Origin of the sequence: Amycolatopsis sp. lyj-112, assembly GCF_046549055.1 — a bacterium.
Lineage (GTDB): Bacteria > Actinomycetota > Actinomycetes > Mycobacteriales > Pseudonocardiaceae > Amycolatopsis.
In genome coordinates this window covers 49,409-60,501 of record NZ_JAJPWS010000026.1, presented here as the reverse complement: position 1 = coordinate 60,501, position 11,093 = coordinate 49,409, and the positions used below count along the sequence as shown (strand labels likewise).

Below are 11,093 nucleotides of genomic sequence, written 5' to 3'. Positions count from 1 at the left end.
GTGGGCGGTTTGAAGCCACTCCCCGCAGAGCGGCCCCGAAGGGCCAACCTTCATCGTCCACGCAGCCCCACTTCCGGAAGTGTTACCTACAAAGCAACTCCCATCCATGCTCGTGACACACCAACACACTCCACCGCGCCCTCATCTGACTCCCGCATGACCCGAGGAGCCCGCCAGCCACACCGGCGACGGGCCCCTCGGCATGCGAAATACTCCATGGCCGCCGTAACGACATGGCTGCCGAAGGCGACTTTCCGACGTCTTGCCGGAGCGTCGGAAGGTTGTCCGTGACGAGTTTGTGGCAGCGCCTCGAAATCATGCGCAAAGTCTGCGAAGTGCTGGGTGACGTACCCGCCACGCAACCGGAGGGCCACCATCTCGGACGCCCGTATGTCACGGCCTACCAACTGGCGATCGGGCTGGACGCCCAGCATCCCGAAGTCGGTCGGGCATTGGGTGTCGAGATCGGCGGCGCCGGCATCGGTCGTCACAACAGCCTCGCTCAGTACCTGGCACGAGAGCTGTCCAGGCAAATCGCCCTCGACGGCGGCACTGCCCCCGTCGAGGGTGCCTTTCTTTCCCATATCCACATCACGGCGTTGACCTTCATCAACGCCGACGGCGGACACCACACCAGCAGCCTGACCGAAAGCGGGTTCCCTCTGTCGATGTTCCGGCTCCGGGTCATCTGACCACCGGCGTCAGACGACGAAGTCCAGCAGCAGCACGATCGGAAGTGAGATCACCGAAGCCAGCGTCATGGCGACGGTGTGGGTCTTGAACGTCCCCCGGGTGCTCAACCCCAGCAAGGACTGGAACATCCAGAAGAAGTTGCTGCTGACGTGAGGCAGGAACAGCACCCCCGAACAGGCGGCGAGGGCGACGACTCCTTCGACTGGTCCTGCGAGCGCTACCTGTCCGAGGGCGCGATGATGCCGGCCGACGGCCTGGACCGGATCCGGCGGCACGACGCGGTACTGCTGGGCGCGGTCGGCTGGCCCGGTGTGCCGGACCACGTTTCGCTGTGGGGATTACTGATCCCCCTCCGGCGCGGCTTCCGGCAGTACGTCAACCTGCGTCCGGTCAAAGTGCTCGACGGCGTGCCCAGCCCGCTGCGCAACGCCGGCGCCGGAGACGTCGACCTCGTCGTGGTGCGGGAGAACGTCGAGGGCGAATACTCCGAGATCGGCGGGCGGCTCGGCCGGGGTACCGAGGACGAACTCGCGGTGCAGGAAGCGGTTTTCACGCGCAAGGGCGTCGTGCACACGATGCCGTTCTGGGACGAACTGGTGGAAAAGGTGGCGCAGCGGCACCCGGGCGTGCGCACCGAAAAGGAGCACATCGACGCTCTCGCCGCCAAGCTCGTGCTCGCACCGGAGCGGTTCGACGTGATCGTCGGCTCGAACCTCTTCGGTGACATCCTCAGCGACCTGGCCGCCGCGGTGGCCGGGAGCATCGGCGTCGCCCCGGCCGCGAACCTCAATCCCGAGCGGGAATTCCCGTCGATGTTCGAGCCGGTGCACGGCTCCGCACCCGACATCGCGGGACAGGGCAAGGCGAATCCCCTGGGCGCCCTCTGGTCGGCGGCGCTGATGCTCGACCACTTGGGGCACCCCGAAGCGAGCGCGGAACTGCTCGCCGCCGCCTTCGGCGCGCTGGCGGACGGCATCAGCACGGCCGACCTCGGCGGGACCGCCGACACCGCGGCTTACACGCGCGCGGTGCTGGACCGGGTCACTCGGCCCAGCGGTTGTTGAGGAAGGCGTCGTCCTCGTCGTCCGTCTCCGCCGCGCGACGACGAGGGGCACGCCGAGGTGCTTCCCCTCGCGCCGGGCGGGCGGGTGATTCCGGAGCGAACGGCTCCGGTGCGGACGGCGCGGCCGTGCCCGCCGGGTCGTCGAACGCCGAGGCGTTCCCCGGTTCCGCGTGCGACCGGTCGGTGCTCCAGCCGGACTTCGTCTTGCGCTCGCCCAGTTCCCGGCGGTGCTCGACGTAGCGCTGGGCGGTGTGGACCTGCTTGGTCATCTGCTCCTGGCCGGCGGCCTTGAGCTCCTCGCCCCGCTTGTCCCGCAGGGCACGGCGCTCCGCCTGCTCCCGGACAAGGCCGTCCAAGGTCGCCTTCATGCCGGCGGTGTCATCGGCGCTCATGCGTTCTCCCCTGACCGTGGTCACCGCTTGCGGATGACCGACGGCTCCTCGTCGTCCAGCAGTGAACCGGTGATCCGGCCGGTGGGCTCGTTGAGCTGATCGAAGACCTCGCCCTCGATCCGGTACGCCCGGTTGGCGCGCTCCTGATCGCCGCCGCTCGCGCCGCCCGCGCCACCGCCGCCCATGCCGCCCATCGGCGGCATCGCGCCACCGCCGAGCGACTGACCGGACGTTCCGCCCATCGAGGCCGCCGGAGAGGCCGAAGCCGCGGGTTGCTGCTGATGTGTCCCGGCGCCGGTGTTCATGCCTTCGGACAACGACGGCTGCCCGGTCGCCGAGGCGACCTCGAAGGGAGCCGGAGTCGCCGAACCTCCGCCGCCGATGCCACCGCCACCACCGCCGCCGGAGCCACCACCGTGGCTACCGCCGCCGGCGCCCTCACCGCCGCCGTCCCCACCACCGAGGTGCGGGGTGAGACCCGGACGGGAGTCGGGCTGGACCGTCCCGGTGAGAGGCGTGACCGGATGAGCCGCCTTGTCCTTGTTGTCTTTGTCGCCCTTGTCGTCCTTGGGGGCGTCTTCCTCACCGAGGGTGTAGGTGGTCGGCTTCCCGGTGCCGTCGTCGACGGTGACGACCGTCTTGCCGTCCGGGCCGTCAGGCCGTTCGGCGGTGATCTTCAGATCGCCGTCCTGGATGTGGATCTTGCCGTCCGCGCCGGGGCGGTGGACACCGTCCTTGTCCGGCTTCCCGTCTTCAGACCCGGGAGCGGAGCCCAGCTCGGACTTCTCCCCGTCGGCGGTCCAGTCGAGCTTGAAGTCCTTGGACGGGCCGGAACCCTCGCCGACCTTGATGTCCATCTCGCCGTCCTTGTCCGGCTCGGACATCTCGAAGGTCTTGTCGCCCTGTTTGACCTTGAGGACGTCGCGTTCGCCGTCTTCGGACTTGTCGCCGTCCTCGCCCGGTTTGTCACCGGGTTTGTCGCCGGCCAGCTTGTCGCCGTCTTCACCGCCGATCTTGTCCAACGCGTCGGAGGCCTGCTTCTTCGCCTCTTCCTTGGCCTTCTCGGCCGCCTCTTTGGACTCCGTGCCTTCCGAACCGCCGCCAGGGGCGTCACCGAGCTTGCCGAGTGCCTCGGAAGCCTGCTTCTTCGCGTCTTCAGTGGCCTTCTCGGCCGCCGCTTTGGCTTCGGCGGCGGCGTCCGTGCTGCCGCCGGTGCCACCACCGGAACCACCGCCGGTGCCGGAGCCACCCGGTCCGGAGCCACTCGAGCCGCCGAGTCCGCCGCCGGCGGGACCGTCGCCCAGCTTGCCCAGTGCTTCGGAGGCCTGCTTCTTCGCGGCCTCGCCCGCCTCGGCTGCCTGCTTCTTCGCGGCTTCGGCCGCCGCTTTCTGCTCGTCGCCTCCCGACGACGACAGCGGAGGCGGCGGGGCCGAGCCCGAAGGCGAAGTGCCGCCCTTGTCCGCGTCCGCCCCGGAGCCGGGACCACCCGAACCGGAGCCGGAGCCGCCCGAACCGGTTCCCCCGCCGGACCCACCACCGTCGGGAATGGACACGTCCGGGATCGGCGGAGGCGGAGGCTTTCCGGCCGGATCGGTGCCACCGCCACCGGTACCCGAGCCACTGCCTGATCCACCCGAGCCCGAGCCACTGCCTGATCCCGAGCCTGATCCCGAGCCTGATCCCGAGCCGCCACCGGAACCCGAGCCACTGCCGGAGCCCGAGCCACCACCGGTACCGGAGCCGCTGCCGGAGCCACCGCCCGAACCACTGCCGGATCCATCACCGGAACCACCGCCAGGACCGCCACCGGAACCACCGGTGAAGTCCGGAGCGCCGGGTCCACCGGCACCGGGTCCGCCGCCAGTCCCGCCGGTTCCGCCCGTGTCACCAGGCTTGTCGGCGCCTTCGAACTCGTTCTTGACCTTGCCCATCACCTTGTCGAGTTCGTCGTAAGCCTGATTGACGAAGTCCTTGGTTTCCTTGCAGGTCTTGGCGAATCCCTCGTAGAGCGTGTCCCACATCTCCGGGACGAACTGCCGCTGGATCCACTGCTTGGCGAGGTTCTGGCCCGCCTTCTTGAACTCGTCGTCGTCGCAGCAGCCGTCGTTGTTCAGGGACTGGACCAGATTGGAGCCGAAGTTGACGTCCATCCAGCCGGCGATCTCGCCGAGATCCTCTTTGCCGCTCTTCTCCCCGGCGGCGATGGCGATGACCTTCTGCGCCATCGGATAGTCGGCCTTGCCGACCACCTCTTTGTACATGTCGACGATCGCGTCGGCCTTGCCCTTGCACAGGTCGAAGACCGCGGTGGTGGTGCTCAGCGTCGCTTCACTCGCGTTGTTCAGCGTCTCCGCGAGTTTCTTGGCCTTGGGCTGGATCTTCTCGTTGTAGTTGTCCGACGAGGCGTCCGCGGCCTTGCCGGTCCAGGTCCCGTACAGGCCGTTCAACTCGGTGCCGGTGTCCTGCATGGTCCGGTCGACCGTCGTCGAGCCGGTCTTGAAGTGGGCGGCGTCGTCGACGAAGTTCTTGAAGCTGATGCCACGCTGCTCGTCGAACGGCTTCTTGATGTCCTTGTCGAAGTCGAGCGCGCGGGTGTTCCCCCGGCAGTCCTCCGGGAGCTTCGCCAGCAGCGAACCGAAGGTCTGGAACACCTTCAGCGACGGCGCGGCGGCGTCGAACAGCTCGTCCGACGTCTTGGTCCCGGCGCCCTCCGCGCTGGGCGCCTTCGACTCGTCCAGCTTCTTGTTGCCGTCCTTGACGGCCTTCGACTCTTCGCGCTGGTTGAAGCTCGCCTGATCTCCGGCATCCTTCGCGCCCTTGTAGACGCTGTCGAGATCGTCGGAGGCCAGGAACGGCAGGGCGTTGTAGGACTCCGCGTACTTCTCGGCTTCCTTGCGCTTCTGCTTGATCTCCTCCGGCTCCTGCTCCGCCCACGGCGGCGGCGCCGGATGGGTCCGCATCCAGGTGCTGATGAGCTGGGTCTTCTGCTTGGCCGGCACGCTCGGGTCGTCGAGGACGGCTTTGACGTCGGTCCAGGTGGCGGCCACTAGCGCATCCCCGTCTTGGTGATCTTGTCCTGCTGCTCGTCCTCGTTGGTGCCATAGGCGGTGCCCGCGGTACCGAGATTGGTGCCGAAAGTGCCGAGGGTGGTGCTATAGCCGTTGACGGAGGCCCACAACGCCGCCACGCCGTCGGTGTACTTCTTGGAATGATCGCCGTGCGCCTGGCCGAATCCGGCCGCGTTCACCGGTGTGCTCGACAGATCAGGGTTGTCCTCCAACAACTGTTCCGTCAGCTTTCCGATGTTCTTCGACGCCGATGAAAGCGCCTCGGTCTCGGCGGTAAAGCCCCCGCTCATTTGTTCAGCGCCTCTCGTCGGATCCGTCGGACTTACCGCCGAGTGCCTCGGCGAGTACTTCGGCCACCGACGCGACGTCGGTGAACCGGTCGAGCTCGTCCAGATCAATTCTCACGTCGTGGTAGATCTCCAGCGCGGACAGGAGTTTTATCCGTCCCTTGGAGTCGATACCCAGCTCCTCGAGAGGTGCGTCGGGCTCGATGCCGGCGAGGTCCAGCATGAATGTTTCGCTGACGACCTTCGCGACCGCTGCGTGGTGATCATCCACGAGGCCGACTATAACGTGATTTCGCGACGGACCGGGCGACCTTGCCACTAGAGGTGCGTGGAAGTTCCCCTGGCGGCACAAGACGCACCGATCTCAAGGTGAGTTCGAATTCCCGTGACACGGCACGCAGTACCGCTCTCGTGACGTCTTTGGCATCGGTTCCGCCGTTGTCTGCCCATTCGACGGCCACCATTGCCCCTTCGCCCGTCTCGTCCGAAATTCCGAAGGCCGCGACCCGATCCCGGCGTATCGCGGGATGCGCTTCACCCGCCGCCAGTTCGATGTCCTGCGGATGGAAGTTGCGGCCGTCGATGACGATGAGGTCCTTGAGCCTGCCGGTGATGTAGAGGTCGCCGCGGTGGAACACGCCGAGGTCGCCGGTGCGCAGCCAGCCGCGGACGCCGTCGAGCTCGGCGCCGAACACGGTCGCGTCGCCGCGGCCCCAGTAACCGGCCGCGACGTTCGGGCCGTGGAGCCAGATCTCACCGACGAGACCTTCGGGCAGCGCGACGCCGTCGCGGACGATCCGGACCCGCTGCCCGAGGGGACGGCCGACCGACACGAGTTCCTGGCCGTCCGGCACCTCGATCGCGCGGCCCTGCGCGAGGGCTTCCCGGTCGAACGCCGCGCCCCGCGGTCCCTCCGCGCCCGCGCTCGCGACGTACACGGTCGCCTCGGCCAGACCGTACGACGGGCGGTGGGCTTCGGGCCGGAACCCCCGCGGGCCGAAGACCTCCTGGAACCGCGCGATCGTGGCCGGCCGCACCGGCTCGCTGCCGTTGAGCGCGACGCGCACGTCGGAGAGGTCCAGGTCGTCTCCGGCCTCTCCCGCGGCGTCGGCGGCCAGGTCGAACGCGAAATTCGGCGCGGCGGTGAACACGGCGGGATGGTCCGAGAGCTGGCGCAGCCACCTCGCGGGCCGGCGCACGAATTCGGCGGGCGCCATGAAGACCGATCGTCCGCCGGCGAAGACCGGCAGGCACAGAAGCTGGATGAGGCCCATGTCGTGGAAGAACGGGATCCAGCCGGCACAGGTCGTGCCCTCGTCGACGGCGTAGGCCTGACTCGCCTGCCAGCAGGCCGCGGCGACCGCCCGATGCGGGATCACCGCGCCGGCGGGCTCCCGCGTCGACCCGGAGGTGTACTGCAGGTAGGCGGGGTCCTCGGGGCTGACCGGAACCGGGTCGGCGCCCGGCCCGGAAAGCTCGTCGACCACGACGAGATGTTCGGGCGTCCCGGCTTCGCGCGTCTTCGCGGCGGCGGCCGAGGACGTCAGCCAGACCCGCGCGCCGCAGTCCTCCAGCACTCCGGCGAGCCTGCCTCGCTGGGTCGGGTTACCCGACGACATCAACGGCACGGCCACCAGGCCGGCGGCGAGTGCCCCGAAGAACGCGAGCGGGTAGTTCAGGTCCTGGCCGACGAGCACGGCGACGCGGTCACCCGGCCGCGCGACCCGGCGCAGTGTCCCCGTGACCTCCCGCACCCGTGAGACGAATTCCGTCCAGGTGACGGTTTTTTCCGCACCGGCGCCGAAGTCCTGATAGGTGAACAGCGGGCGTGGGTCGTCCGCGCGAGCGAACAACCGCTCGACGATCGAGGTGCGCAGCACCTGCTCCGGAACATCCACCGGCGACGCGGTCATGCCCGGCAACCTACTGGAACGGTGCCCGCTCGACGTGAACCAGGTGTCCGCCCGGAGGCGTTTCACCAGAATTTCATCGAAGCCTTTTACTCTCGGCTTCGCCGCCGACTATGCGAGGAATCTGGATGCGAACGCACAATCCGCTCTACCGGCGTCCGAAGGCCCACGCCGTGGCGTCGCCGATCGCCGGCGTCCTCGCCGTGATCGCCGCCGGAATGCACGTCTGGTTCGCGCTCTACAACATCGAGGTCGCCAGTTCGAGAGAACACTGGACAGGTCTCGAGTGGGTGAACGTCGTGGGCAGCGTTCTCTCCGCTTTGTTCCTGCTGGTCGCGGCGGGGTTCACGTTCGCACGCAAGATCGGGGGCGCCTGGACGTTGTGCTTCCTCGGCGCCTTTTTCACCGCGGCGACCTTCCTCTCGCCGCTGATGAGGGGCGCGGATGTCGGTGCCCACTTGGCTTTCATCTTCGGATTCGAGAAGAGCAACGGCGTCGCCGTGTTCCTGGCTTCCGCTTTCGGCGTTCTGACGGCGACCGTGGCGGCGTTCGCGGCGGGCATGAAGTCCGACGGACAGCCCTCTCAGCCGGACAGGCCGATGGTCAGCGGTTGAGCCAGGGGGCGAGCAACGCCTCGAGATCGGCGTCCGACAACGCACGGGGTCCGCCGTGGAACTCGTGCCACCGCGAAGCATCACACGCCGCCGTGTACTCCACCTCGAACGCCCGCATCAGCACATACATGAACGTCACCGAGCTGAAGCGATCACCGAGCAGCGTCCGAGCCTCGCGCGCCATCTCGGTCGCACCGCGACCGACGACGTCCGCGAGCTTCAGCTCCTCCGCAGCCGGATCCAGCAGGCTGGGGGCATACATCACGACAAAATCTCCATCACTGGAACGAAAACTCAGTTCTCGGCGGCGAGCTGACCGCAGGCCGCGGCGATTTCCTGGCCGCGGGTGTCCCGCACCGTGCAGGCCACACCACCGGCGTTGACCAGCCGGACGAACTCGCGCTCGACCGGCTTCGGCGACGCGTCCCACTTCGAACCCGGCGTCGGGTTCAACGGGATCACGTTCACGTGCACCAGATGCCCCAGGTGCTTACGCAGCACCTTCGCGAGCAGCTCCGCACGCCAAGGCTGATCATTGATATCCCGGATCAACGCGTACTCGATGGACACCCGCCGACCGGACGTATCCGCGTAATACCGGGCAGCGGACAGAACCTCGTCCACCGACCAACGCTCGTTCACCGGCACCAGCGTGTCCCGCAGCTCATCGTCGGGCGTGTGCAACGAAACCGCGAGGCGAACCTGCATCTTCTCGTCCGCCAGCTTACGAATCGCGGGCGCGAGACCCACCGTCGACACCGTCACCGAACGCTGCGAAATCCCCAGACCTTCAGGCGCCGGATCCGTGATCCGCCGCACCGCCGCCACCACCCGCTTGTAGTTCGCCAGCGGCTCGCCCATGCCCATGAAGACGATGTTCGACAGGCGGCCGGGGCCACCGGCCATGCCGCCGTCGCGCATCACGGCGGCGGCCGAGCGGACCTGGTCGACGATCTCCGCCGTCGAGAGGTTCCGGTCGAGGCCGCCCTGGCCGGTCGCGCAGAACGGGCACGCCATGCCGCAGCCGGCCTGGCTCGAGATGCAGAGGGTCGCGCGGTCCGGGTAGCGCATCAGCACGCTCTCCAGCAGCGTGCCGTCGTGCGCGCGCCACAAGGTCTTGCGCGTGGAGCCGTCGTCGCAGGCGAGAGCCTTGATCTCGGTGAGCAGCGTCGGCATCAGATCGCCGACCAGCTTCTCGCGCGACGCCGCCGGGATGTCCGTCATCTCCCCCGGGTCGACCGTGAGCCGCGAGAAGTAGTGGTTCGACAGCTGCTTCGCGCGGAACGGCTTCTCACCCAGCTCGGCGACGGCCTCGGCCCGCTCGGCGGCGGTGAGGTCGGCGAGATGGCGCGGCGGGAGGCCGCGCTTGGGCGCGTCGAAGACGAGAGGGAGGGCAGTCATAGCTCAACTAGTCTCCCATGTCCACTTCCGTGCCGCCCGCGCCGCCCCGGATCACTGTTCCCCAGGTCACGTCTCCGAGAGCAGGTTGCCTTCCGACTGTTTCCGATATATCGTGAACGTGTCGAAACATTACGCGAAAGGATTTACATCATGCGAGGACGACGACCCTTCCCTCCAGAACACGGCCGACCCGCCTTCGGGCCCTGGGCTCGCGGCGGCTTCGGCGAAATGCCTCCGGGCTTCGGTGGCCCGGGCGGACCCGGCCACCGGCACCGCGGCGGCCGTCGTGGTGGCCCCGGTGGGCGCCGCGGCAAGCGCGGTGACGTCCGCGCCGCGATCCTCGCGCTGCTTTCCGAGCAGCCGAGGCACGGTTACGAGATCATCCGCGAGATCGGCGAGCGCAGCGGCGGCTTCTGGAAGCCGAGCCCCGGCTCGGTCTACCCGACGCTGCAGATGCTGGCCGACGAAGGCCTGGTGATCAGCAAGGACGAGAGCGGCAAGAAGCTGTTCGAACTCACCGAAACCGGCCGCGCCGCGGCCGAGCAGCAGGACGCCGTACCGCCGTGGGAGCACATCGCCCACGACGTCGACCCGGTCGAGGTGAACCTGCGCAAGGCGGCCGCGACGCTGGCCGCGGCGGTCGCCCAGGTGATGCACGCCGGCAGTGAGACCCAGCAGGCTCGCACCGTCGACGTGCTCAACGAGGCACGCCGGACGATCTACGGCATCCTCGGCGAGACCGAGGACGGCACCGCTCCGGACGAGGCGTCCCCCGAGGACACGGAGTGACCTGGCACGACGAGGCCGGTGGGCTTGACGCGGGTATGCACGCGATAGCCCACCGGCAGCGTCACCGGCTTCTCCTCCGCGTTTGAAGAAATCTCGTTGAGACGCCCGACCTCCGCGATCGCCTTCGCCGAGACCGGAGCGCTGAACTCGATCTTCAGCACCGCTTCCATCGCCGCGGCGTTCTCGAACAGCCAGCGCGTCATCACGTTGCGACAGCCGAACCCCTGGCGGGCGAAGAACTTCTCGACGCCGGGCGGGTCGTAATCCGGCAGATCCTGCCGCATCCAGCGACCGTAGGGCTCACTCGCGACATCGAGATCGACGATCATCAGCGTCCCGCCGGGTCTGAGCACCCGCTCAGCCTCGCGAAGACCGGGCTCGCAACCAGGGCCGAAGAAGTACGCGGTCCGCGCGTGGACGACGTCGAAAGCCGCGTCCGGCACCGGAAGCCGCTGCGCACGGCCTTGCCGCACCTCGACGTTCGGCAGCCCGTCGATCCGCCGCCGCGCGTCCCGGACCAGCGGCTCATGGGGTTCCACCCCGAGCACCGATCGCGCCGTCGCGGCGAAGCGCGGCAAATGGAAACCGTCACCACAGCCGATGTCGAGCACGTCGGCACCGGCCCAGTCGCGGTGCTCACCGAGTACACGCCAGATCTCGTCGTCGACGTCCTGCGCGCGATTCTCGACCTCATAAGCCTTTTGGTAGTACCAGATGTTCGGACTCGGCAGGACGTCCTTGCCGCCATCGCGGAAGGAGGAGACAGCTCGGGGAAACCAGCGCACGGATACTCCAACGATGCGATGCCAGGCCGGGTTCCAGCCTCATCCGGGCCGAATCTTTAACGGAAACAATGCAGATAGCGACTAGACTTTA

Annotated in this window: 13 protein-coding genes; 4 read left to right on the top strand and 9 right to left on the bottom strand. The window is 68.1% G+C overall.

Going from position 1 to position 11,093, the window contains the following annotated elements; all coding sequences use genetic code 11:
- Positions 1-287 precede the first annotated feature (287 nt).
- The gene (locus ACLJRL_RS40660) at positions 288-692 is read left to right on the top strand and encodes a hypothetical protein (RefSeq protein WP_410661751.1); all 405 of its coding nucleotides are present in this window, start codon (positions 288-290) and stop codon (positions 690-692) included.
- A 9-nt stretch (positions 693-701) separates the two neighbouring features.
- On the opposite strand, the gene ACLJRL_RS40655 is transcribed toward ACLJRL_RS40660, so the two are convergent.
- Positions 702-860, bottom strand: coding sequence for a hypothetical protein (locus ACLJRL_RS40655; protein WP_410661750.1), 159 nt, complete (start codon positions 858-860; stop codon positions 702-704).
- Between ACLJRL_RS40655 and ACLJRL_RS40650 the strand changes: the two genes are divergently transcribed.
- The gene (locus ACLJRL_RS40650) at positions 843-1,757 is read left to right on the top strand and encodes an isocitrate/isopropylmalate family dehydrogenase (RefSeq protein ID WP_410661749.1); all 915 of its coding nucleotides are present in this window, start codon (positions 843-845) and stop codon (positions 1,755-1,757) included. The genes ACLJRL_RS40655 and ACLJRL_RS40650 overlap by 18 nt on opposite strands.
- Here the strand turns inward: ACLJRL_RS40650 and ACLJRL_RS40645 are convergent.
- From ACLJRL_RS40645 to ACLJRL_RS40625, 5 genes are read right to left on the bottom strand one after another with little or no spacing between them, the layout of a single operon-like run.
- Positions 1,735-2,148, bottom strand: coding sequence for a hypothetical protein (locus ACLJRL_RS40645; RefSeq protein WP_410661748.1), 414 nt, complete (start codon positions 2,146-2,148; stop codon positions 1,735-1,737). The genes ACLJRL_RS40650 and ACLJRL_RS40645 overlap by 23 nt on opposite strands.
- A gap of 20 nt (positions 2,149-2,168) precedes the next feature.
- Positions 2,169-5,195 carry a WXG100 family type VII secretion target gene (locus ACLJRL_RS40640; protein WP_410661747.1) on the bottom strand — a complete coding sequence of 1,009 codons (3,027 nt, stop codon included), beginning with the start codon at positions 5,193-5,195 and terminating at the stop codon, positions 2,169-2,171.
- Positions 5,195-5,506 (bottom strand): hypothetical protein, encoded by a 312-nt coding sequence (locus ACLJRL_RS40635; RefSeq protein WP_410661746.1) that lies wholly within the window; start codon positions 5,504-5,506, stop codon positions 5,195-5,197. Before ACLJRL_RS40635 ends, ACLJRL_RS40640 begins: the two co-directional genes overlap by 1 nt.
- Before the next feature lie 4 nt (positions 5,507-5,510).
- On the bottom strand, positions 5,511-5,774 hold the full coding sequence (locus ACLJRL_RS40630; protein ID WP_410661745.1) for an acyl carrier protein: 264 nt from the start codon (positions 5,772-5,774) through the stop codon (positions 5,511-5,513).
- Positions 5,767-7,416 carry a fatty acyl-AMP ligase gene (locus ACLJRL_RS40625; protein ID WP_410661744.1) on the bottom strand — a complete coding sequence of 550 codons (1,650 nt, stop codon included), beginning with the start codon at positions 7,414-7,416 and terminating at the stop codon, positions 5,767-5,769. Before ACLJRL_RS40625 ends, ACLJRL_RS40630 begins: the two co-directional genes overlap by 8 nt.
- Positions 7,417-7,541: 125 nt before the next feature.
- Here ACLJRL_RS40625 and ACLJRL_RS40620 point away from each other — a divergent pair, with 125 nt between their 5' ends.
- A complete protein-coding gene (locus ACLJRL_RS40620; RefSeq protein WP_410661743.1) occupies positions 7,542-8,027 on the top strand; it encodes a hypothetical protein in 486 nt (161 codons plus the stop codon).
- On the opposite strand, the gene ACLJRL_RS40615 is transcribed toward ACLJRL_RS40620, so the two are convergent.
- Positions 8,017-8,289 carry a hypothetical protein gene (locus ACLJRL_RS40615; protein ID WP_410661742.1) on the bottom strand — a complete coding sequence of 91 codons (273 nt, stop codon included), beginning with the start codon at positions 8,287-8,289 and terminating at the stop codon, positions 8,017-8,019. The two genes, ACLJRL_RS40620 and ACLJRL_RS40615, sit on opposite strands and share 11 nt — an antisense overlap.
- 32 nt (positions 8,290-8,321) lie before the next feature.
- On the bottom strand, positions 8,322-9,428 hold the full coding sequence (gene rlmN, locus ACLJRL_RS40610; protein WP_410661741.1) for a 23S rRNA (adenine(2503)-C(2))-methyltransferase RlmN: 1,107 nt from the start codon (positions 9,426-9,428) through the stop codon (positions 8,322-8,324).
- 150 nt (positions 9,429-9,578) lie between these two features.
- Here rlmN and ACLJRL_RS40605 point away from each other — a divergent pair, with 150 nt between their 5' ends.
- Positions 9,579-10,217 carry a PadR family transcriptional regulator gene (locus tag ACLJRL_RS40605; RefSeq protein ID WP_410661740.1) on the top strand — a complete coding sequence of 213 codons (639 nt, stop codon included), beginning with the start codon at positions 9,579-9,581 and terminating at the stop codon, positions 10,215-10,217.
- On the opposite strand, the gene ACLJRL_RS40600 is transcribed toward ACLJRL_RS40605, so the two are convergent.
- A complete protein-coding gene (locus ACLJRL_RS40600) occupies positions 10,148-11,002 on the bottom strand; it encodes a class I SAM-dependent methyltransferase (RefSeq protein ID WP_410661739.1) in 855 nt (284 codons plus the stop codon). The genes ACLJRL_RS40605 and ACLJRL_RS40600 overlap by 70 nt on opposite strands.
- Positions 11,003-11,093: the final 91 nt, after the last annotated feature.

Excerpts from the sequence above, each read along its gene's own strand:
- ACLJRL_RS40645 (WP_410661748.1), bottom strand. The coding sequence starts at position 2,148 with ATGAGCGCCGATGACACCGCCGGCATGAAGGCGACCTTGGACGGCCTT.
- ACLJRL_RS40635 (WP_410661746.1), bottom strand. The coding sequence starts at position 5,506 with ATGAGCGGGGGCTTTACCGCCGAGACCGAGGCGCTTTCATCGGCGTCG.
- ACLJRL_RS40625 (WP_410661744.1), bottom strand. The coding sequence starts at position 7,416 with ATGACCGCGTCGCCGGTGGATGTTCCGGAGCAGGTGCTGCGCACCTCG.
- ACLJRL_RS40620 (WP_410661743.1), top strand. The coding sequence starts at position 7,542 with ATGCGAACGCACAATCCGCTCTACCGGCGTCCGAAGGCCCACGCCGTG.
- ACLJRL_RS40615 (WP_410661742.1), bottom strand. The coding sequence starts at position 8,289 with ATGTATGCCCCCAGCCTGCTGGATCCGGCTGCGGAGGAGCTGAAGCTC.
- rlmN (WP_410661741.1), bottom strand. The coding sequence starts at position 9,428 with ATGACTGCCCTCCCTCTCGTCTTCGACGCGCCCAAGCGCGGCCTCCCG.
- ACLJRL_RS40605 (WP_410661740.1), top strand. The coding sequence starts at position 9,579 with ATGCGAGGACGACGACCCTTCCCTCCAGAACACGGCCGACCCGCCTTC.